We start from the raw sequence: 23,292 nt of genomic DNA on the forward strand, positions 1-23,292 counted from the left end.
GATAAATATGGCTTTTGAAGGATTAAGTGAGCGGCTCCAAAAGACGTTTGCCAAATTACGCGGCAAAGGTAAAATAACTGAAAATGATGTCAAAGAAATGATGCGTGAAGTGCGTTTGGCATTGTTAGAAGCCGATGTTAATTTTGATGTCACAAAGACTTTTATTCAAACGGTGCGCCAACGAGCCATCGGTAGTGAAGTCTTGGAGAGCTTAACTCCTGCACAACAAATCATTAAAATTGTTAATGAAGAGTTAACTAAAATTATGGGTACCGAAGCGGTTGCTTTAAATAAAGCAGCCAAAATTCCGACAGTAATTATGATGGTTGGGCTGCAAGGTGCTGGTAAAACGACTTCGGCTGGTAAATTGGTTAAGTATCTACAAGAAAATAATCATGCCCGCCCCTTGTTAATTGCCGCTGATGTCTATCGCCCTGCTGCGATTGAACAGTTGAAAACTATCGGTCAACAATTGACAGTTCCGGTTTATGATGAAGGTACAGACCAAAATCCGGTGTCAATTGTGGAACACGGTCTCCAACAAGCTCGTGAGCAAAAGAATGATTATGTCTTAATTGATACTGCTGGGCGCTTAGAAATTGATGACCAATTAATGGATGAATTGAGTCAGATTAAGGCAGTTGCGCAACCCAATGAAATATTGTTAGTTGTGGACTCCATGACCGGACAAGCAGCAACGCATGTGGCCGAAGGATTTAATGAACAGCTCGATATTACCGGTGTGATTTTGACTAAGTTAGACGGTGATACTCGTGGTGGGGCAGCTTTGTCCATTCGTTCAGTCACCGGTAAGCCTATTAAATTTATTGGTTCTGGTGAAAAATTAGATGCACTAGAGGTTTTCCATCCGGATCGAATGGCTGATCGTATCTTGGGCATGGGTGATATGATGACGTTAATCGAGAAAGCCCAACAAGAATACGATGATAAACAAGCGGTTGAGTTAACACGCAAAATGCAGGAGAATTCGTTTGACTTTAATGATTTTATTGATCAAATGGATCAAGTGCAAAAAATGGGTCCAATGGATGAATTAATGAAGATGATTCCTGGCATGGCGAACAATCCGGCTTTACAAAATGTGAATCTTGACCCGAAAGATATGGATCATTTAAAAGCAATTGTTTATTCTATGACGCCTGCTGAACGTCAAGATCCCGAATTATTAAATCCATCACGCCGCCGCCGCTTAGCAGCAGGCTCTGGGCGACCAATTGTTGAAGTTAACCGCATGATTAAGCAATTCAAACAGATGCAAACCATGATGCAAAAAATGTCCAAGGGTAATTTTGCCGGCATGGATCAACTAATGGGCGGCGGTTTACAAGGTAAGCTGGGCAAAATGGCCATGGGTTCCATGGTGCGCCATAATAAAAAACGTAAGAAAAAGCGTCTAAAAAAAGTTAAACGATTCAAATCTTAAAAGTTGCTACTTGTAAAGAAAAAAAGCTTTACACTATTATAGAAAACGAGTATACTATTGAACGTTAAGTTAAGAAGCTAAATTTATGGAGGAATTTAATTATGGCAGTTAAAATTCGGATGCATCGTATGGGAAGTAAACGTCGTCCTTTCTATCGAATTGTGGTAGCTGACTCAAGAGCACCACGTGATGGTCGTTTTATTCAACAAGTTGGTCATTATAACCCATTACACAAAGAAGATTTAAAATTAGATGCTGATTTGATTTTGGATTGGTTACAAAAGGGTGCCCAACCTTCAGATACAGTACGTAACTTGTTACAAAAACAAGGCATTATGAAGCAATATCATGAATTGAAATTAGCTAATAAGAAAGCTAAGTAGTTTTAACAAAGATGGAAACTGACATTGTAACCTTAATTAAAGCAATTGTTTTACCACTAGCGAATGATAAGGATCAAGTTCAAGTTCGCGTTGAAGATGAAGCAGATTGTTTGGTTTATGAATTATCTTTGAGTACAGCAGATGCTGGACGGGTCATTGGTAAACAAGGTCGCGTAGCACAAGCAATTAGAACGATTGTTTATTTAGAAAATGATCAGAATTCAAAACGAGTTAAACTAAATATTGTACCAATTACTACTGATTAATATGTTGGGTGGCTGCAGCTAAAAGTTGCAGCCATTTTTCAAATTAAGGTTTAAAAGTGCCAGCAGTTTAGCACTTGTCATGAAGTAAAGGAGTTATTAATGACCCAAACAGACTATTTACGTGTTGGTAAAATCATAAATACCCATGGTTTAAAAGGCGAAGTTAAAGTGCAAGCTCTAACGGACTTTGCGGACGAACGCTTCCAACCTGGTCAAACTTTATTCATTGAAACTGCACCTGATCATTATCAATCGGTTCAGGTGACTAGTGCGCGGATTCAGAAGAACTTTTGGCTCATTCAATTTGCGGAAATTAAGGACATTGAGAGTGCACAAAAAGTTCAAACGCATGAATTGTGGATTGATGCGCAACAATTGCAACCATTACCCGATGGTCAATATTATTATAAAGATATTATGGGCATTACAGTTTATGATCAAAAGCGGGGGTTACTGGGATCAGTAGTGGATATTTGGGATTTAGGTCCGAATGATATCTGGGTTATTCAAGGTGCGAAATACGGCGAAATTTTGTTACCCATTCTCAAAGATGTGTTGGTGACGGTTGATTTGTCAGCGCAACAAGTGCAAGTCAATTTACCAGAAGGATTAATTGATGAAGATTGATATTTTAACGTTGTTTCCTAAAATGTTTGCGGCACTGGATGAGTCACTTTTAGGTAAGGCTCAAGAAAAGGGATTAATTGACATAAATATTTGCGACTTTCGGCAATACTCTGAAGATAAACACCATCATGTTGATGATACCCCCTATGGTGGTGGTGCCGGAATGTTACTGCAGCCTCAGCCTTTTTATCGGGCCATGGATGAAATTAATCAAGTAGATCCTGCTCCCAAACGGGTCATTTTATTAGATCCCGCGGGGCGCAAGTTTGATCAAACGGCGGCCCAAGAGTTGGCCCAAGAACAGCATTTGGTTTTTTTGTGCGGTCATTATGAAGGCTTTGACCATCGCATTGAAAAGCTGGCGACGGATAAATTTTCGATTGGTGATTTTGTCATTACTGGTGGTGAAATGGCAGCCATGTTAATGATTGATGCTACTGCGCGCTTTGTACCAGGAGTTTTGGGGAATGGCCAGTCGGCATATAGTGATTCGTTTACCGATGAATTGTTGGAATATCCCCAGTATACACGGCCAGCAGAGTACCGCGGGATGAAAGTTCCTGACATTTTGTTAAGTGGTAATCATCAAAAGATTGCCACTTGGCGGCATCAACAAGCCTTAAAGAAGACTTATCAAATGCGACCAGATTTATTAGCCAAAGCACAATTGAGTCCGGAAGATCAGGCTTTTTTGCAACAATTAAAAGCAGATGATGATTAAAAGTTTCAAAAATAAAATTTTGTGTTATAATCTAATTTGTGTGATTACACGACAACAATATTCCGCTGAACTGTTATTAAGTTTAAGAGTATTAGTATAAAGGAGAGATTTATATGGGTATGAAGAGTCCCTTAATTGATGTTGTAACGAAGTCCCAATTACGTGATGATATTCCTGATTTTCGCGCAGGAGATACTGTGCGGGTTTCTGTTAAAGTTGTCGAAGGTTCTCGGGAACGGATTCAGTTATTTGAAGGTGTTGTAATCAAGCGTCGCGGTAGTGGCATTAGCGCAACTTATACTGTTCGTAAAATGAGTAGTGGTGTTGGTGTTGAACGGACATTCCCATTACACTCACCACGAGTTGCTAAAATTGAAGTCATTCGCCAAGGTCGCGTTCGGCGTGCTAAGTTGTATTACCTACGTAACCGTCGTGGTAAGGCTGCTAGAATTGCTGAAAAGCGTCGTTAATAAATTAAAGATTAATTATCAAAGCACAATCTCTCTTGATTGTGCTTTTTGATAACCATAAAAAAACTAGTATCGAAAAAATAATTTTTCAGTACTAGTTTCTTAAGTTTAATCTTAAAAAATATCTGACCGGTATAAACCGACTACCTTGCCTAAAATAGTAACATTAGTCAAATAAATAGGAGCAAAATCTTCGTTTTCCGGTTGTAAACGGAATTGATGGGTTTCTTTATAAAATCTCTTGCAAGTGGCCTCATTATCATCATTCATGGCAATGACAATTTCACCATTTTGCGCGGTGTTTTGTTGACGAACAATAACTTGATCACCATCTAAAATACCAGCATCTTGCATACTACTGCCGTGGATGGTTAACATAAAGAGTGGTTGATTTTCGTTCGCCAGATCAGGCGGTAACGGAAAGTATTCAGCATCAGCTTCTTGGATTGCCAGCGCTGGTTGGCCCGCAGTAACGGTTCCTAAAATAGGAATGCGCGTGTTAGGAATATCTAGTTGGTCTAAACCAGCAGTCGTTAACATCAAGGCGCGGGGCTTAGTGGGGTCGCGTTCTAAAAAGCCCCGAGTCTCCAAGCGTTCTAAGTGACCGTGAACGGTAGAAGTTGAGGATAGGTTCACAGCTTGACCGATTTCGCGAACAGTGGGCGGATACCCGTGTTCTTGTTGTTGATCATAGATAAATTGTAAAATTTCCAGTTGTTTAGCACTGATTGGTTGACTCATAACGCCACTCCTAGTAAGTTTAAACTAAGATTAGCATAAGTTTGTAGTAGTTTCAAATTGACATTGGTTGAAAGGAGAATTTGATGGCTGAAATTAATGAGAATAAAAAACAAACGGAATTAATTCAACGGATTAACACTTTAGCACACAAACAAAAAAATGAGGGTTTAGATCCAGAGGAAAAACGGGAACAAGCAGCTTTGAGACAAGAATATTTGGCTAATTTTCGTTCCGGCTTAAGAGATCGGATTGAGCATACGAAGTTATACGATAAGGCTGGTAAAGAAGTTACGTCGAAAAAAGTGCGTCAGATTCAGCGCGAACAAGGCTGGCGTGAAGATTAAATTGTAATTTAACCACAATTAGTGGGAATGACTATGCTATAATTAAAAAAGTGGCTACAGTATTAATAAAGAAGTTAAGAGAGCATGATCAGAATAAAATATTCGTCTAAATTGACGAAAACTTATTTTGATCTCGGCTCCAAAATATTAAAAAATTTATTGTTATTGTAGTATTGCTAGTTAAATCTTAAAAGATAAGTCAAGGGTGGATGAATAATGTTAGTGACAGTTCTAGTGGGAATAGTAATGTTGATTGTCGGATTAGTTGGTGGCTTTTTCGGAGCACGTGCTTATATGAAGAAGTATCTGCAAGACAACCCACCTATTTCACCAGATATGATGCGGCAAATGATGGCACAAATGGGTCAAAAACCATCACAAAAGAAATTAAACCAAATGATGCAAATGATGAAAAACCAATCCAAAAAAGCATAATGAAGTCAACTAATTTAAAACTTCAAATGCTCTGCTAAATAATCACAGCAATGATTACAGCTAAAGCGCTGATTTTAACTATTACTAGTTAGAATGAGTGCTTTCTTTGTGTTGAAATATTAAAAATATTTGTTAAAGTTAAAATAAATTAATAAAGTGCAAACGTGAGGTTTTATTGTGACAATATTCAAAAAATTGAATTGGTTTTTTAAAGAACAAAAAAAGCATTATTTAATTGGCATTATGTTTCTGATTTTAACAGCCATTACGAATCTAATTATTCCCCAAGCGATTGGACGCTTTTCAGATTGGGTGAATCAACACCAGTTGACTTGGACCAAAACCATTTGGTTGTTGCTCATTGTAGCAGGTGCGGGGCTTTTGCAATATTTGTTTCGGTTTGGTTGGCGCCGCGAAATTTGGGGTGGTGCGGCACAATTAGAGCGCCAATTACGTAGTCGTTTATTCTGGCATTATTTGAACATGGATGACCCTTTTTTTAAGCGGCATCGCATTGGCGATCTGATGGCGCATGCGACTAATGATATTTCGGCTGTACAAAATGTTGCTGGTTCAGGGATTTTGACTTTAGCTGATTCGATCATTACTGGTGGTTTAACGATTGTAGCGATGGTTTGGTTGGTTGATTGGCGTTTGACGTTAATTGCCGTTTTGCCTTTACCGTTGTTAGCCATGATGGCGCGCGTTTTAGGAAGCAAGTTACATTATCACTTTGCTCAGTCGCAAGCAGCTTTTTCACAATTGAGTAATAAAACACAGGAAAGTATGACCGGAATTAAAGTCATTAAAACTTTTGGTCAAGAACACGAAGATATTGCCGATTTTGACCAAAAGGTTGAGCAGACGATTCAGATTAATCGACGGGTGAACTTTATTGATGCTTTGTTTGATCCCTTAACAGGTTTAATCATGGGCTTGACGTATGTGATTACGATTATTTATGGTTCACACTTAGTCCTTAATCAGGTGATTACAATTGGTCAATTAATCACTTTTGTGGGTTATATCAATGCGTTAGTGTGGCCGATGTTTGCGATTGGGCGCTTGTTCAATATTTTGGAACGCGGTAATGCGAGTTTTGATCGCATTCAAGCGATCTTAAACGAAAAATCAGCCATTATTGATTCCAATGTAGGCCAGACTCAAGTAACTGGTGGCCAACTGCAAGTTGATTTACAGAGTTTTACTTATCCCGACGGGTCTGTTCCTTCATTACAAAAAATTAAGTTTGACTTGTTACCTGGACAGACGTTAGGCATTGTGGGGCGGGTTGGCTCCGGTAAAAGTACTTTGATTAAACTTTTGTTACGCCGGTTTGATCAGTACCAAGGGCAAATTACTTTGGGCGGTGTGGATATTCGCCAGTACAGTTTAGATACTTTATTAAAAAATATCGGTTATGTACCCCAGACGAGCTTCTTATTTTCAGCTACAGTGCAAGATAATATTCGTTTTGGCAATAATCACAGTCCTCAAACTGCAGTCAAAAAAGCGGCACTGGCCGGCGCGATTGATGCGGATATCCAAGAACTAAGTGCGGGTTATCAAACTTTAATTGGTGAAAAGGGTGTTAACCTGTCTGGTGGTCAACAACAACGTTTAGCGATTGCTCGGGCGGTGATAGGACAGCCACGGATTCTGGTGTTTGATGATGCTACTTCCGCACTGGATGCTAAAACTGAGGTGCAAATTAATCACAATTTACGACAGTTACGGACACAGCAGCAATCGTTAATTATTATTTCCCAGCGTCTGCGGAGCGTGATGGACGCTGATGAAATTTTAGTTTTACAACAGGGGCAAATCCAACAACGCGGTACGCACCAACAACTCATACACCAACCGGGTTGGTATCAAGTCATGTGGCGACGGCAGCAAATGAATTATTAGGAGCTAAGATTAATGTCTGAAGTGAAACAAAAACAAGTCATATCTGCCAAAGAACAACATCAGATTGTATGGCGATTATTAAAATTTGCTGGCAAGCATTATTGGTCGTTTATCATTGCGGCCTTAGCAGTGACATTACAATCAACGATGAATATTTTGTTGCCCAAATTCTTACAATATTATATGGATCATTATTTGACTCGGGCTACTCTGACGCAAACTATCATTATTGGTTGTGCTTTACTTTACCTGTTAGGGGTAATTCTGCGCTCCATTGGGCAATTAGTTACGACGTTTGCCTTTAATATGGGCAGTGAGTATATGCTAGAAGACTTGCGGCGGGCGTTGTTTGCTAAATTACACCAACTAGGGATGAGTTATTTTGATCGGGTGGCTCCCGGGGCGATTGTGTCGCGCGTTAATAATGATACAATGTCCATTTCGGATTTTATGCAGGTCTTTTTATCAGGGATGATCGGAGTTTTCTCCATTATTGCGGCCTTTATTGCCATGTGGGTCACTGATTGGGTAACCGCATTAGTCGTCTTAGCGTTTGTACCGCTATTGTTATTGACGATTAAACTTTATAATAAGTATAGTTTGGCGGCTTATCGGTATATGCGTAATAAACTAAGTGAAATTAATACGCGAATCAGTGAAACTATTCAGGGCATTCAAATTATTCAAAATTTTCGCCAACAAAAGCGGACGCAACAAGAATTTGAAACGACAAATAGTCAATATTTGAAAGCGCGCCAATCCATGATCCGCATTAATTCCTTATTATTGTCACCAATTGTCAATTTACTCTACACACTGGCATTAGTTGCAGCTTTAGGGCTTCTAGGTTTCAAAGATCATATTGGGATTTTGCAGGCTGGTGTAGTATATGCTTTTACCACTTATGTGAGTCAGTTTTTCAATCCTATTACTAATTTTATGGATAATTTATCCTTTTTCCAAGATGGAGTAGTTGCTGGTAAGCGCGCCTTCAAAATCTTAGATAGTCAAGAATATGGTCCCCAACAGTTATTACCTCATCGTGGCACTATTACGCAAGGAGCGGTGGAATTTCGTCACGTGAGTTTTGCTTATCCCAATGGGCCAGAAGTTCTGCATGATGTATCGTTTAAACTACAGCCGGGTGAGAGTTTGGGCATTGTAGGCCAAACAGGTAGCGGTAAAAGTACGATGATCAATATTTTATTACGCTTTTATGAATATGGTTCGGGACAAATCTTGATTGATGGTTATGATCTGAGGCATTTACCGCTAAAGCAAATTCGGCGCCAGATAGGCTTAGTCTTACAAGACTCGTATTTATTTTATGGGACGATTAATTCGAATATTCGCTTATTTGATCAAGCAATTACGGATCAACAAATTAAACAAGCCGCTCAATTAGTTCATGCTGATGAATTTATTGAACAATTGCCCCAAAAGTATCAAACTCAAGTGACGCCGGGGACCAGTAGTCTCTCGGCTGGGCAGCGGCAATTATTGTCCTTTGCCAGAACATTAGTGACGGATCCGACAATTTTAGTTTTAGATGAAGCAACTGCTAATATTGATACGGAAACGGAAGAGCAGATTCAAGCTGGCTTAAAGAATTTGCGTGCGGGGCGCACGAGTATTGCGATTGCTCACCGCCTGTCAACGATTAAAGAGTCGACGCAAATTATTGTGTTGGATCATGGGCGGATTGTCGAACGAGGTAATCATGAGCAATTATTAAAACAACACGGTTCTTATTATGAGTTGTATCAATTACAAGAGAGTGAAAGTTTGTCATAATAAAAAATCTGCCAGCAGGTTGATTAGGCTGACAGATTTTTTTGCAAGAATTATTGCTTTTTAACTGGGGGCACGTATTGAAAATGAGGATCGATAGAATGATCAATTTGTTGCCACGCTTGACTCATTTGTTGGTTAACGAGTTCAGTATTTTCTTCGTTAACTTTGAGAGTCCGTGGGATAGCAATAGGTTCCCCAAATTTGATAACACAACGTTGTCGTTTTAAAAAGCCCGTGAATTTGACTGGACCTTGGTAGACAACTGGCACTAGTGGCTTCTTAGACAATTTGGCAATTAAGACCGCACCGCCTTTTAATTGGCTGGAGTAACGGGTGCCAGAGGGAAACATAATCAAACTGAGATTGCGCTTGTTCAGATCTTTGACAGGTGTTTTAATAGTTGATGGTCCCGGGTGCTTGCGGTCAACCGGAAACGCATTGGCGTGCTTGAGAATAAAGGCTAAAAACGAGTTTTTAAATAATTCTTTTTTGGCCATAAAAGCACAGGGAGTAGGGCTAACAGCTAAGGCAAACAGGAGCGGTTCCCACCAGGTACGATGCGGGGCCACCATAATGTAAGATTCATTGGTCGGTAAATTTTCCCGGCCTTCATAGCGTACGTGACCATTCAGCAACCAGACAATAAAGCGAACAATTGGAACCATAAATTTATAAAACATAATTTTACCTCAAATATTAATTTTCAAATTTATTATAGCAAAAGGAAACATGTGATGACAAAAACCTTCGAACGAATTCCCGGATTTGACTTAGATTTAATCCAAGACACCCAATTATACCGCAGTTCCATTGACTCGGTTTTATTAGCTAATTGGATTACTATACGCAATGCCCATGTTGTAGTTGCGGATTTATGTAGTGGCAGTGGCATTATTGGCTTGTGTCTAGCTAAGAAATACCAAGTAACGACTTATTTATTAGAATTGCAAACAGCATTGGCGCAGTTGGCGCAACAGTCGATTCAAAAAAATCAGTTGCAAGAAAACGTACACTTATTTAACACAGATATTGCTGCCGCTTTAGATTATGTGGAACATGATAGTTGTGATGTTATTAGTTGCAATCCGCCGTATTTTGCTAAGAAGGATACGCCAACTTTAGGTAAATCGCGCTCTCACAATATTGCGCGGCACGAATTATTCTTTTCGCAAGAGTTATTGGCACAAGTTGCCAGTCAACTGTTAAAAGATAATGGCAGTTTGTATATTGTTTATCGGCCAGATCGGTTATTAGAATTGCAGCAAGTCTTACAGCAATACCACTTGCCTGTGAAAGAATTACTGTTTGTTTATCCGCACCAAGGGGATTTGGCTAACTTAGTGTTAATCAAATGTCGTAAAACGCGGCGGACAAATGGGCTCAAGATTTGGCCGGGGTTGGTTTTGTACAATCAAGATGGGAGTTACACCCAACAATTGCGGGAGTTTGTCCATGAATGAATATAGTGTCTACATTGTTCAATGTGCCGATGGTACATTATACACGGGTATTTCGAATGATGTTGCCCACCGCATTCAAATGCATAATGCGGGTAAAGGGGCGAAGTATACCAAACCGCGCCGGCCGGTGCGGTTAAAGTATCAAGAAGAGGTAGGTAATCGTTCCCAAGCTTCTAAGCGCGAATGGCAAATTAAACAATTAACACGGCAACAAAAATGGCAATTAATTAAAAGATGTGTAAATAGTCAGTTGAGTGGTAAATAAAAACCAAGCGGCTGGCTTTTATTTTTTATTTTTGATGGGGAAATTTTAATTTAAAAAGCAAATAGTAATTTACTCGAAAAAGTGCTTTGTTCGCTAAAAAGCGGGGTAGAGCCAAATTAATTGACAAAAAAGAAAAACTATCTTTTAAATTAATTAAACATTAAATTAATGACCCAAAAATCATTCTAGTTATCATTTAATGAGCATGCTATAATTTATTCGAAATTAACTGATTAAGATGTTCAGTGGATATTGTTGCCAGCTTTAATGAAAACGCTATTAATCATTCGCTATTATCGGAAGTAGTTCAGAGTGGTTGGAGGCTCACGGCAAAATCTGTGTAGATAGTTTAAGCAATGGAGATTATAATGAATAAACAATTTAAATTGCTAATGTTACTAATAGCCTTGTTATTTGCGGGTGGGGGCGCGCGACACACGGTTCATTCTGTCCAATCGACGACGAAGCCGATTGCGATCATACATAAAAGTGATGATCTCTTGGTTAATCCCCAGAACTTTAACTCGTTAACGCAAACAGAGCCGAAAACTGACGAAAAGTCAGCGGTACCGACCAAAAAAGCTGAGCCGTCCATTAGTAATTTTATGACCTTAACTGCGCCAGTGACCGGTATGGCGGGCACTTGTTCGTGGACCTTAGCTACAGATGGGACTTTAACGATTAATTCAGGAATCTTAGCAGTTCGTGCTGAGTACACTGATGTGGATTATTCTTGGAGTATGTATGCAGGTGAGAACTGGATACCTTATCATGCTTACATTCAAAAAGTGGATATTGAACCAGGCGTAGAGCTGCCGACAGACAGTGGTTATGTGTTTGCCAATTTAACTGCTTGTAAGATAATTACCGGCTTGAATAATTTGGATACCAGTAATGCGACAGATATGAGTGAATTGTTTTATAATGACTATTCTTTAACAGATTTAGATTTGACCAGCTTTAATACGAGTCAGGTAATTAATATGCCTGCGATGTTTCGGGAGTGCAGAAATTTAACAAGTTTAAATTTGACCCACTTTGATACTGCTAATGTCAAGGACATGTCGAAAATGTTTTATGATACTAGTCGGTTGACGGATTTAGATTTGAGCAATTTTGTAACTAATAAGGTTACTGATATGTCTCTAATGTTTTACCAGTGTCGTGCTAAGACTATTGATGTAAGTAGTTTTAATACTGATTCGGTTATTAATATGAGTCGAATGTTTGAATACGCGGCAAATGTTACTGTTTTAGATGTAAGTCACTTTAATACATCTTCCATAACTGATATGAGTTCTATGTTTTTGTTTTGTGAAAGTTTAACTGATTTAAACCTAACTGGTTGGGATACAAGTCATGTTATTGATATGAGTCAAATGTTTGATTATTGTTCAAATTTAACTAGCCTTGATCTGACGGCCTTTGATACGTCTAATGTACAAAATATGTCTTCCATGTTTTATCACTGTTCCCAACTAAAAAATTTAAATATAACTAAGCTGAATACTACAAAGGTAACAACGATGAATAATATGTTTAGTTTTTGCAGTAGTTTGACTAAACTAGATTTTACGCAAGATCCTAATTTTAGTACTGCTAATGTGTTAGATATGTCGGAAATGTTTGAAGATTGCGAGGGGTTAACAAGTTTGAATGTGACCACCTTTGATACAGCGAATGTTCATAATATGTCTGAGATGTTTGATAGATGTATCAGCTTAACAAATTTAGATGTAACCAAATTTGACACTAGTCAAGTGAATAATATAGTTTATGTTCATTCTGATTCGCTATGTGGTATGTCTGGGATGTTTGCTGGTTGTAGAGACTTAAAGGATTTAGATGTGACCAACTTTGATACAAAACAAGTAACTAATATGTCTTCGATGTTTTCTGGCTGCAGTGGCTTAACGGATTTAGATGTGACGCATTTTGTGACAGCTAAAGTGACCGATATGTCTGCAATGTTTAGAAATTGCAGTGGCTTAACGGATTTAGACGTGACCAACTTTGATACAAAACAAGTAATTAATATGTTTTCGATGTTTTTTGGTTGCAGCGGCTTAAAGGATTTAGACGTGACCGACTTTGATACAAAACAAGTAACTAATATGTCTTCGATGTTTGCTGGCTGCAGTGGCTTAACGGATTTAGACGTGACCGACTTTGATACAAAACAAGTAACACGTATGTCTTCGATGTTTTCTAGTTGCAGTGGCTTAAAAGATTTAGATGTGACGAACTTTGTGACAGCTAAAGTGACCGACATGTCTTCGATGTTTGCTGGTTGTAGAGGTTTAAAGAATTTAGATGTGACGAACTTTGTGACAGCTAAAGTGACCGACATGTATTCGATGTTTTCTTATTGTAGTGGCTTAACGAATTTGGATGTAACAAATTTTGATACTGGCGCCGTTAAAAATATGTATTCGATGTTTTCTTATTGTAGTGGCTTAAAAGATTTAGATATTACCAACTTTGATACAAAACAAGTAACTAATATGTCTTCGATGTTTGCTAATTGCAGTGGCTTAACGAATCTAAATTTAACAAATTTTGATACTGGCGCTGTTAAAAATATGTCTGATATGTTTGAGTATTGTCTGAATTTAACAAGTTTGGACTTGGGTAATTTTCAAACTCAAAATTTAACAGACTATTTGTCGCTTAATGATATTTTTATTGAAACTCCTTCACTACGTAAATTAGTTTTAGGCCCAGATGCCGTTTGGAAAACTGTTACCAATAGCCATGACACTTATAGCACATATCTAAGTTGTCCTAGCAATAATTCTAAATTTACTGACGCTATAACAGGTAAGACTTATCAGACTTTAGGTGGTTGGCAAGAAGTGGGTACTGGCAGTGATGACTTTCATCCTAATGGCGCCATTTACGATAACGTTGATGATTTAAATGACTTTTTAGGTACTGCGCGTCCTGCTAAGACGACTCTAGTTTGGCGTAGCAAGTTAACTAACCAACAACCTTTAATTAAATTGGGTGCTAGTGCGACTACTTCGTTAAGCATGAACTATTGTCATGATTATCGACAAACTACACCACTACCTGAATTAGACATTTCTGGAACCGTTGCGGATTCAGATAGTAATAATGTGCAATTATATTATGCAATTGATCCAACGACACCAATTACCAACATTGCTGAGGTCACTAATAATTGTCAACCGGTGGGTTCGGCTCTAACTGCAACGGGTGATGATTTAGCGGGCGGGGCTGCTTGGCAACTAGCGTTGACTGACCCGACAGATTTAAAAACGTTAGCTACCCCGAAAGCTGGTGGTCACCAAATCCAGTTTTATGCAGTTGATAGTGGGGCGCAGTTTACGACAGAAAATCCGCAAGTTTCTCCGGCGGCAACCGTGAAGGTAGCGGAGAATAGTTTGGTGCAAATCAATTATTTAGACCAAAGTACGGGGACGCCCGTTCTGGATACTAATGAAGCAGGGCATTCTAAACCAGCGCAAACGGTTGTTGGGACCGTTGGCTCGACCATTCCTACGGCTGATGTCCCACCAGTGATTAAGACTAAGTATCACCGTTATACTTTGCAGTCGACACCGATCGCAACTTTTCCTTCCATTGTAACCTCTGATAATCCGTTACTCCAACCGTATCAAATGAATTTGCAATATCGTTCGGGGACGATGACCATGAAGGTTCCTAATGATTTAGATTTTGGTAAGAAAATTGTCCAGACTTCTCGACAAGTTTATGCTTTGAAAGCTAGTGCTTTGGATCAAAAATTGGCGGTCAATGATGATACTGGGGCTCCGAGTTGGCAGTTATCATTAGCTATGAAAGATGATTTTAATTATTCTGGCGGTTCTTCCGCGACGGCATTGACGAATATTTTGCAGTATTTAGCTCCTAATCATAGTAGTTTAGCCATTACCAAAGTGCCAACACTGATTGATAGCTATGCTCATTACAACACACCCGTTGATAGTTCGGGCAACGCTGTGACGAATATTTCAGATCGCTGGTGGAATAATAGTCAACAACAAATTGCTGGTCCTCAATTAGACTTGCGCAATCCTGCTAATCCTGTGCATGCTGCTAATTATAGTGCCACAGTGACGTGGTCATTAGAAAATTCTTTACAGTGATTTGCTTTGTAATGGCTAGCGTTCAATTTATTAGTTGCGTGTGAATTAGTTCTTTAGTATAATAAGTGATTGTATTAAATACTCACGTTGATTTTTGGTTTGTTGGTGCACGAAGGTGTGACAAATCAGTTAAAGTCAACGGCGGAAAAACCATGGAGGTTATGGAATTATGTCTGTTTTATCAATGAAACAATTATTAGAAGCTGGTGTTCATTTTGGACACCAAACACGGCGTTGGAATCCAAAGATGAAGCCGTATATCTTTACACAAAGAAACGGTATCTACATTATTGATCTACAAAAGACTGTGCATATGATTGATGATGCTTACAACTTTATGAAAGATGTTGCTGCTGATGATGGTGTCTTCTTGTTCGTTGGTACCAAGAAGCAAGCTCAAGACTCTATTGCTGAAGAAGCAACTCGTGCTGGTCAATTTTATGTGAACCATCGTTGGTTAGGTGGTACTTTGACTAACTGGGATACAATCCAAAGCCGGATTAAGCGTTTGAAAGAAATCAAGAAGATGTCTGAAGATGGCACATTCGAACGTTTACCTAAAAAAGAAGCTGCTTTATTAGTTAAACAAGAACAAAAATTAGAAAAATTCTTGGGTGGTATTGAAGATATGCCACGGATCCCTGATGTAATGTTTGTAGTTGATCCACACAAAGAAATCATTGCTGTTCGGGAAGCCCAAAAGTTGAACATTCCAGTTGTTGCGATGGTTGATACGAACACGGATCCCGATGACATTGATGTGATTATTCCATCTAACGATGATGCTATTCGGGCCGTTCGCTTGATTACTTCCAAGATGGCTGATGCGATTATTGAAGGTCGTCAAGGTGAAGAAAACGTTGATTTGCCAGAAGAACAGATGGCGCAAGCTGCTGCTAGTGAAGACAATGACGGCGAACAATCGATCGAAGAAGTCGTTGAAGATTCTGATAAATAAATAAAATTATTATTTTAAGTCATTTTAAGAAGCTGTAACTGAAGTCAAATTAGTATTAAACTGTGAGACTTTGGTAAGATAACCGTGAAAGTGTTTCGTTAATGAAACTTTGCGATTCAGCTTCTTTTGGTGTGTATAATGTTAGGAGGACTAGAGATGGCTAAAATTACAGCTGCGCAAGTTAAAGAATTACGTGATAGAACAAGTGTTGGTATGATGGATGCTAAAAAGGCCTTAGTCGCTGCTGATGGCGATATGCAAAAGGCGATTGACGAATTACGTGAAAAAGGTGTTGCCAAGGCTGCCAAGAAGAGTGACCGGATTGCTGCTGAAGGTTTAGCTGCGATTGAAATTCAAGGCAATACAGCTGCCATTATTGAAGTTAATTCCGAAACTGATTTTGTGGCTTCCAATGACAAATTTACCAGCTTAGTTTCCCAAATTGCGAGTGCAATTGCGGAACAAAAGCCTGCTGATTTAGCAGCTGCTTCCCAAATTAAGTTGGCTGATGGTAACAGTATTGCTGATGCCATTACGAATTTAACAGCCGTGATTGGTGAAAAAATCACTCTGCGGCGCTTCACAGTAGTTACCAAAAAGGATAATGAAAGTTTTGGCTCCTATTTACACAATGGTGGTCAAGTAGCTGCTTTGACAGTGATTGCTGATGCTGATGAAGCAACAGCGCATGATGTTGCTATGCACGTAGCAGCGATTAATCCAGAATATTTGGATCGTTCGCAAGTGCCAGCTGATGTCATTGACCATGAACGCCAAGTTTACACTGAAGAAACGATCAATGAAGGCAAACCAGAAAAGATTGTGCCAAAGATCGTTGAAGGTCGTTTGAATAAGTACTTGTCAGAAATTAGTTTAGCTGATCAAGATTTTGTCAAAGATCCTGACCAAACTGTTGCTAAGTTTGTTGCCTCTAAAGGTGGCAAGTTAGTTTCATTTGTTCGTTATGAAGTTGGCGAAGGAATTGAAAAGCAAGAGAATAACTTTGTTGATGAAGTTATGGGTCAGATTAAATAAAAGCGCGCAGCGCTTTTTTTTTGGCTAATTTTAGGTAAAATTCAGTATTGATTACTGGTTATGGTAAAATGAACCCTAGAAGAAAATTGTAAGGAGTTAACGATGACTGTTAAATATCAACGAATTGTATTGAAATTAAGCGGTGAAGCTTTAGCAGGTCAAAATGGTTTTGGCATTAATCCGCCGGTAATTGCAAATATTGCCCAACAAATTAAAAAAGTTCATGCACTCGGAGTGCAAATTGCTATTGTGTGTGGTGGCGGTAATATTTGGCGTGGAGAAACTGGTGCTGAATTAGGAATGGAACGCGCCCAAGCTGATTATATGGGAATGTTAGCCACCGTGATGAATGGTTTGGCGTTGCAAGATGGTCTAGAAAAGGTCGGCGTTCCCACACGGGTTCAAACTTCCATTGAAATGCGGCAAATTGCTGAACCGTATATCCGTCGCAAAGCCATTCGCCATTTAGAAAAGCAACGCGTGGTCATCTTTTCAGCAGGAACGGGTAGTCCTTATTTCTCGACTGATACGACTTCAGTTTTACGGGCAGCCGAAATTGGTGCTGATGTGATTTTAATGGCGAAAAACGGGGTGGATGGTGTTTATTCCGCTGATCCGCAAAAAGATCCTTCAGCAGTTAAATATAATGAATTGACCCAACTTGATGTGATTAATAAAAAACTTGGTGTGATGGATTCGACGGCTAGCTCATTATCCATGGATAATGATATTCCGTTAGTGGTCTTTAACTTAAATGAACCGGATAATATTTTACGAGTTGTTCAAGGCGAAAGTATTGGAACAACTATTCAAGGAGGCAAAAATTAATGACCCAAACAATTATTGAACAAACACAAGCTCATATGCAAAAAAGTGCCGATGCCTTGCAACGCGAACTCGGTCAAATTCGCGCAGGTCGGGCGAATGCTAGTATTTTAAATGGTATTAATGTGGAATATTATGGCGCTGAAGTGCCAATTAACCAAGTGGCTTCCATCAGTATTCCAGAGGCCCGGGTAATTTTGATTACGCCGTTTGATAAGTCTGCGTTAAAAGATATTGAAAAGTCTTTATTAGCTTCTGATATTGGCATTAACCCAGCTAATGATGGCAATGTGATTCGCTTGGTAATTCCACAATTAACTGGTGAACGGCGCAAGGAATTAGTCAAAGAAGTTGGCAAAATTTCCGAAAATGCGAAAGTGGCTGTTCGCAATATTCGCCGTGAAGCCATGGATTCTTTGAAAAAGCAACAAAAAAATCATGAGATTACTGATGACGAAATGCATGATTTAGAAAATCAAGTGCAAAAGGTAACTGATCAAAATATCAAAAAAATTGAGCAGATTACTGATGACAAATCCAAAGAATTAGTAGTTCTTTAACCGATAGAGGAAGATATCAGATATCTTCGTTTAGAACATTAAGAGACTGGAAGAATTGGTTAGCAGTTGCATGAGTTTTGGCGCATTATAATAAGTAAAACTTCGTCTTGAATGACGAAAACTTATTGTGTTCTCGCTTCTTGTTGGAGTTGTTAACTATTTAAGGTATTAATGATCTTAGGTGGCTGAAACCAAGGTTGGTCAGTAAAGTAACCGGATTGACTTTGAAGTATACAATAGGTTAAGTGGTTTTTCATTGAACTATCTTAACCTAGTTGAATTAGCTGTATAATGATCTTTTACCCCAGTCTCTTTAAACTTTATTAGGAGTTTTCAAAATGGTTAATCAAGTTCTACCACGTCATGTAGCAATTATTATGGATGGCAATGGGCGTTGGGCACAAAAACGCGGCTTGCCAAGGATTGCGGGACATCGCGCCGGAATGAATAATTTACAAGTAGTAGCGAGTGCTGCTAGTCAAATGGGCATTTCTGCTTTGACAGTTTACGCTTTTTCGACTGAAAATTGGAAACGTCCTTCCAAGGAAGTGCGCTTTTTAATGAATTTACCAATTGATTTTTTTGGAAAATTCATGCCAGATTTGATGAAGAATAATGTTAAGGTGCTTATCACAGGTTTTGTGGAACAGTTACCTGCCAAAACGCGCGAAGTTTGCTTAAAAGCCATTGACCAAACCAAAAATAATACGGGCATGATTTTGAATTTTGCATTTAACTATGGCGCTAGAAGTGATATTGTTAATGCTGTTAAATTATTTGGCCGCCAAGCTCAAGAACATCCTGAGTTGTTAGATCAACTAGATGAAAAAATGTTTGGTCAGTATTTGATGACTGCGCAATTAGCCGATTTGCAAGAACCTGATCTGTTGATTCGCACCAGTGGAGAACAGCGGTTATCTAATTTCTACTTATGGGAATTAGCATATTCGGAACTGGTTTTCGTGGATGAATATTGGCCTGATTATAGTGCCCAAAATCTGCGGCGTGATGTCTTAAGTTTTGGGCAAAGAGATCGGCGGTATGGCGGCATAAAACAATAGATTAGGAGTTTATTTTGAAAACAAGAATTATTACAGCAGTAATTGCTTTACTTATTTTTATTCCAATTTTAGTAGCAGGTGGAGTTTGGATTGATGTAGCGGCTTCTGTCCTGGCAGTGATTGGTTTATCTGAAGTTTACATTATGCGTAAACGCATTATTGTGTCCCCTGACTTTTTAATTGGGGCCATCGGCGTGTTACTACTATCTTTGCCCGAAAAAGCGTTAACTTGGTTACCCGATGCCTTTTCACGATTTGATTTGGCATACGTGTTTGTCGCCTTGTTATTAATTTTGACGGTTTTCACCAAAAATAGTTATAATTTTGAAGATGCTGGGACAACAATTTTATCCATGTTTTATATTGGAAATGGTTTTCACTATCTAGCTGCGATTCGTAATTCGGATGCTGGTGGTTTGTCATTGCTCTTATTTGGAATGATTATTGTATGGGTAACAGATAGTGGTGCTTATTTTATTGGTCGCGCTATTGGTAAACATAAGTTGTATCCAGCCATCAGTCCTAATAAAACCTGGGAAGGTTCGATCGGTGGGGTCATCTGTGCCGTGATTTTTGCCTTGATTTATATGTTAGGTTTTAACCAATGGAATTATATGGACAATGTTCCACATAATATCTGGTTATTAATTTTAATTACGATTTTTCTATCAATTATTGGACAAGTGGGCGACTTGGTCGAATCAGCTTATAAACGGTATTATGGCGTTAAGGATTCGGGCAAAATTTTACCTGGTCATGGTGGCATTTTAGACCGCTTTGATAGTATGTTATTTGTCTTACCGTTAATTCATTCGTTGGGCTTCATGTAATCAGGAGGAAGTTATTTGGTTGCAATATTAACTTTTATCATTGTTTTTGGACTTATTGTGTTTGTTCACGAATTTGGACATTATTATTTTGCTAAAAAATCCGGCATTTTGGTGCGCCAATTTTCCATTGGGATGGGGCCAAAATTGATTTCTTATACACGCAACCATACCTTATACGTCATTCGACTCTTGCCGTTGGGCGGGTATGTGATGTTAGCGGGGGCCGAAGATGATGACGAACAGCTGAAACCCGGTACTTTAGTCGGTCTGAAACTCAATGAGCAAGAGCAAGTTGTGGAAATTGATAATTCACAAAATACTAATAATTCCACTTTAATCCCTTTTCAAGTTGTCCAGAGTGATTTGGAACGGGAGTTGTTTATTGAGGGTTATGAAGCTGGTGATGATGAACATTTAAAACGGTTTTCAGTTGATCATGATGCGGTTTTAATTGATCAAAGTAATAATGCTATGCAGATTGCACCACTGGATGTGCAATTTAATTCAGCTAGTTTGTGGCACCGGTTTTTAACGAACTTAGCTGGTCCGTTGAATAACATTATTTTTGGTATGTTAGTCTACATTTTATGTGCGTTTATTTTGGGCGGAGCACCGAGCAATTCAGCTCAGTTGGGGACAATTCAATCCCATTCGCCAGCTGCGCAAGCACAATTACAGACGGGCGATCAGATAGTTAAAGTTGCTAGCAAACCCATTCATAATTGGACTCAATTAGTCCAAGCGATTAGTCAAAGGCCTAAGCAAATGACTCAATTAACGGTTAAAACGCCGCAAAAGCGCATTAAGCATGTGACTATTAAACCGCGGGCTGTTAAAGAAGGTAAGCAAACTATTGGTCAAATCGGGATTATGCAAGCACGTGATCACCGCCTAGGTCCCACCTTAAAATATGGCGTTCAATCAGCCGTTGGTGCGGTGGCAACAATTGTGAATGCGCTCAAGAAAATGGTTACTGGTGGTTTTAACATTAACCAACTGGGTGGTCCCGTAGCAATCTATTCCGAAACTAGTCAGGTAGCAGCCATGGGTTGGCAACAAGTGTTACTGTTTATTGGTTGGCTGTCAATTAATTTAGGTATTATGAATCTACTACCCATTCCGGCTTTAGACGGTGGAAAGTTATTGTTAAATATTATTGAAGCCATTCGCCGTAAGCCCGTTTCTCAAAAGACAGAAGTTGTGGTTAATTTGATTGGTGTGGGCTTGTTACTGATCTTAATGGTCGCAGTGACTTGGAATGATATTACGCGCTTCTTTGTGAAATAATCTTTAGGAGTAAGGGAGAAAATAATTTATGAAACAATCACGGGTATTTATACCAACATTAAAGGAAACCCCTAGTGATGCTGAGGCAGTTAGTCATCAATTGATGTTGAGAGCAGGTTTTATTCGTCAAATATCAGCTGGAGTCTATGCTTATTTGCCTTTGGCCTATCGGGTTTTAAGGAACATTGAACGAATTGTTCGTGAAGAATTGGAACAAGTTGGCTGTGTAGAAATGTTGGCTCCGGCCGTTTTGCCGGCTGAATTATGGCAACAAAGTGGCCGTTATGACACCTATGGTGATAACTTATTTAAGTTTAAGGATCGCCACCAACGTGACTTTATTTTAGGGCCTACACATGAAGAGACGATGACTTCGTTAGTTAGCAACGTTTTGAATTCTTACAAAAAAATGCCACAAGTGTTATATCAAATTCAAACGAAGTTTCGTGATGAAGATCGTCCACGTTACGGTTTGTTGCGGGGGCGTGAATTTTTGATGATGGATGCTTATTCTTTTACTGCCAATACGGATGATTTGGATACAATTTTTGATCAAATTGAACAAGCTTATCGCAAAATTTTTGAACGTAGCGGTTTAGATTTTCGGGCAATTTTGGCGGATTCTGGTGATATGGGCGGTAGTGGTTCGAAAGAATTTCACGCTGTGGCCCCGATTGGCGAAGATACGATTGTGTATTCGGATGTGAGTGATTATGCTGCCAATTTAGAAATGGCTACGAGCGTTTTAACTCCTAACCCGCAAGCTGAAATGTTGCCATTATCAGAAATCAAAGTTAATCCGCAAGTGAAGTCGGTGGCCGATTTAGCACAGGATATTGATGTCACTGCTGCGCAAATTATTAAGTGTGTGGCCTATTTGGCTGATAAGAAGCCGGTATTGGCTTTGATCCGTGGTGATTTTGCGGTGAATGAAACGAAGTTAAAGAACTTATTAGGGGTGAACGAATTAACTCCCGCTTCAGATCAACAAGTTGCCGAAATTTTTCATAGTGTGCCCGGTTTTATTGGTCCCATGAATTTAGCGTCGGAAATTCAAGTGATTGGTGATTTGTCCATTCAGGATTTGACTAATGCTGTAACCGGTGCTAATCAAAAAGGATTACATTATCAAAACGTGAATGCCCCTCGAGATTATCAGGTTGAACAATATGCCGATATTCGGACTGTCAAAGAAGGCGAGCTCTCACCAGACAATAAGGGAGTTTTACATTTTACACGGGGCATTGAAATTGGCCATATCTTCAAGTTGGGTACGAAATACTCTGAAAGTTTAAATGCGAACTTCTTGGATGAAAATGGTAAACAACAACCCATCATTATGGGCTGCTATGGCATTGGTATTAGTCGTTTATTGTCTGCCATTGTAGAACAACATCATGATGATGCGGGGATGATTTGGCCCTGGGAACTAGCACCTTATCAGGTTCATGTAGTTGTCATGAATGCTAAAAAAGAAGAACAAATGTTACTCGCTGAGCAGATTGAAACTGATTTGACCGCTAGTGGTTTAAGTGTTTTAGTCGATGATCGTAAGGAACGGCCAGGGGTTAAATTTGCGGAAGCTGATTTAATCGGTTTGCCCGTACGGATTACCGTTGGTAAGAAAGCCAGCGATCAAATCGTAGAAGTTAAATTGCGGCAGCAACAAGAATCCGTGGAAGTTGCCGTGGGCGATATTAAAGAGACCATTAAGATCTTATTACACAATAATTAAATAATTT

At 39.1% G+C, this 23,292-nt stretch carries 23 protein-coding genes; 21 read left to right on the forward strand and 2 right to left on the reverse strand.

All coding sequences use genetic code 11. The features are described 5' to 3' along the window. Positions 1–7 precede the first annotated feature (7 nt). The 6 genes from ffh (at position 8) to rplS (ending at position 3,911) form a co-directional block, all read left to right on the forward strand. Entirely contained in the window at positions 8–1,444 is a 1,437-nt protein-coding gene (gene ffh / locus AC3B6B_RS04760) for a signal recognition particle protein (protein WP_489757526.1), read from the forward strand. A 101-nt stretch (positions 1,445–1,545) separates the two neighbouring features. Further along, positions 1,546–1,827 (forward strand): 30S ribosomal protein S16, encoded by a 282-nt coding sequence (gene rpsP, locus AC3B6B_RS04765; protein ID WP_489757527.1) that lies wholly within the window; start codon positions 1,546–1,548, stop codon positions 1,825–1,827. Between the two features lie 11 nt (positions 1,828–1,838). Next, positions 1,839–2,093: a KH domain-containing protein gene (locus AC3B6B_RS04770; RefSeq protein WP_489757528.1), complete on the forward strand. Its 255-nt coding sequence runs from the start codon at positions 1,839–1,841 to the stop codon at positions 2,091–2,093. Between the two features lie 99 nt (positions 2,094–2,192). Continuing rightward, the gene (gene rimM, locus AC3B6B_RS04775; protein WP_489757529.1) at positions 2,193–2,720 is read left to right on the forward strand and encodes a ribosome maturation factor RimM; all 528 of its coding nucleotides are present in this window, start codon (positions 2,193–2,195) and stop codon (positions 2,718–2,720) included. Then, on the forward strand, positions 2,710–3,441 hold the full coding sequence (gene trmD / locus AC3B6B_RS04780; RefSeq protein WP_489757530.1) for a tRNA (guanosine(37)-N1)-methyltransferase TrmD: 732 nt from the start codon (positions 2,710–2,712) through the stop codon (positions 3,439–3,441). The genes rimM and trmD overlap by 11 nt, the downstream gene beginning before the upstream one ends. 119 nt (positions 3,442–3,560) lie before the next feature. Beyond that, positions 3,561–3,911 carry a 50S ribosomal protein L19 gene (rplS, locus tag AC3B6B_RS04785; protein WP_489757714.1) on the forward strand — a complete coding sequence of 117 codons (351 nt, stop codon included), beginning with the start codon at positions 3,561–3,563 and terminating at the stop codon, positions 3,909–3,911. 114 nt (positions 3,912–4,025) lie between these two features. Here the strand turns inward: rplS and lexA are convergent, their stop codons facing one another. After that, complete coding sequence (gene lexA / locus AC3B6B_RS04790; RefSeq protein WP_489757531.1) at positions 4,026–4,652, reverse strand: transcriptional repressor LexA; 627 nt, start codon at positions 4,650–4,652, stop codon at positions 4,026–4,028. Between the two features lie 83 nt (positions 4,653–4,735). Here lexA and AC3B6B_RS04795 point away from each other — a divergent pair, with 83 nt between their 5' ends. From AC3B6B_RS04795 to AC3B6B_RS04810, 4 genes are all read left to right on the forward strand, one after another. Then, positions 4,736–4,996 carry a DUF896 domain-containing protein gene (locus tag AC3B6B_RS04795; RefSeq protein WP_489757532.1) on the forward strand — a complete coding sequence of 87 codons (261 nt, stop codon included), beginning with the start codon at positions 4,736–4,738 and terminating at the stop codon, positions 4,994–4,996. Positions 4,997–5,212: 216 nt separating this feature from the next. Then, entirely contained in the window at positions 5,213–5,431 is a 219-nt protein-coding gene (locus AC3B6B_RS04800; protein WP_489757533.1) for a YneF family protein, read from the forward strand. A 177-nt stretch (positions 5,432–5,608) separates the two neighbouring features. Then, positions 5,609–7,342: an ABC transporter ATP-binding protein gene (locus tag AC3B6B_RS04805; RefSeq protein WP_489757534.1), complete on the forward strand. Its 1,734-nt coding sequence runs from the start codon at positions 5,609–5,611 to the stop codon at positions 7,340–7,342. 12 nt (positions 7,343–7,354) lie between these two features. After that, the gene (locus AC3B6B_RS04810; RefSeq protein WP_489757535.1) at positions 7,355–9,136 is read left to right on the forward strand and encodes an ABC transporter ATP-binding protein; all 1,782 of its coding nucleotides are present in this window, start codon (positions 7,355–7,357) and stop codon (positions 9,134–9,136) included. A gap of 50 nt (positions 9,137–9,186) precedes the next feature. Here the strand turns inward: AC3B6B_RS04810 and AC3B6B_RS04815 are convergent, their stop codons facing one another. Beyond that, the gene (locus AC3B6B_RS04815) at positions 9,187–9,816 is read right to left on the reverse strand and encodes a lysophospholipid acyltransferase family protein (protein ID WP_489757536.1); all 630 of its coding nucleotides are present in this window, start codon (positions 9,814–9,816) and stop codon (positions 9,187–9,189) included. 54 nt (positions 9,817–9,870) lie between these two features. Here AC3B6B_RS04815 and AC3B6B_RS04820 point away from each other — a divergent pair, with 54 nt between their 5' ends. The 11 genes from AC3B6B_RS04820 to AC3B6B_RS04870 all read left to right on the forward strand — a co-directional run bounded on the left by AC3B6B_RS04820 (position 9,871) and on the right by AC3B6B_RS04870 (position 23,285). After that, positions 9,871–10,596 (forward strand): tRNA1(Val) (adenine(37)-N6)-methyltransferase, encoded by a 726-nt coding sequence (locus tag AC3B6B_RS04820; RefSeq protein ID WP_489757537.1) that lies wholly within the window; start codon positions 9,871–9,873, stop codon positions 10,594–10,596. Beyond that, complete coding sequence (locus AC3B6B_RS04825) at positions 10,589–10,861, forward strand: GIY-YIG nuclease family protein (RefSeq protein WP_489757538.1); 273 nt, start codon at positions 10,589–10,591, stop codon at positions 10,859–10,861. Before AC3B6B_RS04820 ends, AC3B6B_RS04825 begins: the two co-directional genes overlap by 8 nt. Positions 10,862–11,229: 368 nt before the next feature. Further along, the gene (locus tag AC3B6B_RS04830; protein WP_489757539.1) at positions 11,230–14,994 is read left to right on the forward strand and encodes a BspA family leucine-rich repeat surface protein; all 3,765 of its coding nucleotides are present in this window, start codon (positions 11,230–11,232) and stop codon (positions 14,992–14,994) included. A 169-nt stretch (positions 14,995–15,163) separates the two neighbouring features. Continuing rightward, entirely contained in the window at positions 15,164–15,952 is a 789-nt protein-coding gene (gene rpsB, locus AC3B6B_RS04835) for a 30S ribosomal protein S2 (protein ID WP_489757540.1), read from the forward strand. 156 nt (positions 15,953–16,108) lie between these two features. Then, positions 16,109–16,987 carry a translation elongation factor Ts gene (gene tsf, locus AC3B6B_RS04840; protein WP_489757541.1) on the forward strand — a complete coding sequence of 293 codons (879 nt, stop codon included), beginning with the start codon at positions 16,109–16,111 and terminating at the stop codon, positions 16,985–16,987. Positions 16,988–17,089: 102 nt separating this feature from the next. Then, complete coding sequence (pyrH, locus tag AC3B6B_RS04845) at positions 17,090–17,815, forward strand: UMP kinase (protein WP_489757542.1); 726 nt, start codon at positions 17,090–17,092, stop codon at positions 17,813–17,815. Further along, entirely contained in the window at positions 17,815–18,372 is a 558-nt protein-coding gene (gene frr / locus AC3B6B_RS04850) for a ribosome recycling factor (RefSeq protein ID WP_489757543.1), read from the forward strand. Before pyrH ends, frr begins: the two co-directional genes overlap by 1 nt. 338 nt (positions 18,373–18,710) lie before the next feature. After that, the gene (gene uppS / locus AC3B6B_RS04855; RefSeq protein WP_489757544.1) at positions 18,711–19,433 is read left to right on the forward strand and encodes an undecaprenyl pyrophosphate synthase; all 723 of its coding nucleotides are present in this window, start codon (positions 18,711–18,713) and stop codon (positions 19,431–19,433) included. 14 nt (positions 19,434–19,447) lie between these two features. Further along, positions 19,448–20,263: a phosphatidate cytidylyltransferase gene (locus AC3B6B_RS04860; RefSeq protein WP_489757545.1), complete on the forward strand. Its 816-nt coding sequence runs from the start codon at positions 19,448–19,450 to the stop codon at positions 20,261–20,263. A 15-nt stretch (positions 20,264–20,278) separates the two neighbouring features. Continuing rightward, entirely contained in the window at positions 20,279–21,550 is a 1,272-nt protein-coding gene (gene rseP / locus AC3B6B_RS04865; protein ID WP_489757546.1) for an RIP metalloprotease RseP, read from the forward strand. Between the two features lie 28 nt (positions 21,551–21,578). Next, positions 21,579–23,285 carry a proline--tRNA ligase gene (locus AC3B6B_RS04870; RefSeq protein ID WP_489757547.1) on the forward strand — a complete coding sequence of 569 codons (1,707 nt, stop codon included), beginning with the start codon at positions 21,579–21,581 and terminating at the stop codon, positions 23,283–23,285. Positions 23,286–23,292: the final 7 nt, after the last annotated feature.

Source organism: Bombilactobacillus sp. ESL1197, assembly GCF_058107145.1.

Excerpts from the sequence above, each read along its gene's own strand:
- AC3B6B_RS04820 (WP_489757537.1), top strand. The coding sequence starts at position 9,871 with ATGACAAAAACCTTCGAACGAATTCCCGGATTTGACTTAGATTTAATC.
- AC3B6B_RS04830 (WP_489757539.1), top strand. The coding sequence starts at position 11,230 with ATGAATAAACAATTTAAATTGCTAATGTTACTAATAGCCTTGTTATTT.
- lexA (WP_489757531.1), bottom strand. The coding sequence starts at position 4,652 with ATGAGTCAACCAATCAGTGCTAAACAACTGGAAATTTTACAATTTATC.
- rplS (WP_489757714.1), top strand. The coding sequence starts at position 3,561 with ATGAAGAGTCCCTTAATTGATGTTGTAACGAAGTCCCAATTACGTGAT.
- AC3B6B_RS04770 (WP_489757528.1), top strand. The coding sequence starts at position 1,839 with ATGGAAACTGACATTGTAACCTTAATTAAAGCAATTGTTTTACCACTA.
- rpsB (WP_489757540.1), top strand. The coding sequence starts at position 15,164 with ATGTCTGTTTTATCAATGAAACAATTATTAGAAGCTGGTGTTCATTTT.
- AC3B6B_RS04800 (WP_489757533.1), top strand. The coding sequence starts at position 5,213 with ATGTTAGTGACAGTTCTAGTGGGAATAGTAATGTTGATTGTCGGATTA.
- trmD (WP_489757530.1), top strand. The coding sequence starts at position 2,710 with ATGAAGATTGATATTTTAACGTTGTTTCCTAAAATGTTTGCGGCACTG.
- tsf (WP_489757541.1), top strand. The coding sequence starts at position 16,109 with ATGGCTAAAATTACAGCTGCGCAAGTTAAAGAATTACGTGATAGAACA.
- AC3B6B_RS04810 (WP_489757535.1), top strand. The coding sequence starts at position 7,355 with ATGTCTGAAGTGAAACAAAAACAAGTCATATCTGCCAAAGAACAACAT.
- AC3B6B_RS04815 (WP_489757536.1), bottom strand. The coding sequence starts at position 9,816 with ATGTTTTATAAATTTATGGTTCCAATTGTTCGCTTTATTGTCTGGTTG.
- AC3B6B_RS04870 (WP_489757547.1), top strand. The coding sequence starts at position 21,579 with ATGAAACAATCACGGGTATTTATACCAACATTAAAGGAAACCCCTAGT.
- uppS (WP_489757544.1), top strand. The coding sequence starts at position 18,711 with ATGGTTAATCAAGTTCTACCACGTCATGTAGCAATTATTATGGATGGC.
- rpsP (WP_489757527.1), top strand. The coding sequence starts at position 1,546 with ATGGCAGTTAAAATTCGGATGCATCGTATGGGAAGTAAACGTCGTCCT.
- frr (WP_489757543.1), top strand. The coding sequence starts at position 17,815 with ATGACCCAAACAATTATTGAACAAACACAAGCTCATATGCAAAAAAGT.
- pyrH (WP_489757542.1), top strand. The coding sequence starts at position 17,090 with ATGACTGTTAAATATCAACGAATTGTATTGAAATTAAGCGGTGAAGCT.
- ffh (WP_489757526.1), top strand. The coding sequence starts at position 8 with ATGGCTTTTGAAGGATTAAGTGAGCGGCTCCAAAAGACGTTTGCCAAA.
- rimM (WP_489757529.1), top strand. The coding sequence starts at position 2,193 with ATGACCCAAACAGACTATTTACGTGTTGGTAAAATCATAAATACCCAT.
- AC3B6B_RS04825 (WP_489757538.1), top strand. The coding sequence starts at position 10,589 with ATGAATGAATATAGTGTCTACATTGTTCAATGTGCCGATGGTACATTA.
- AC3B6B_RS04795 (WP_489757532.1), top strand. The coding sequence starts at position 4,736 with ATGGCTGAAATTAATGAGAATAAAAAACAAACGGAATTAATTCAACGG.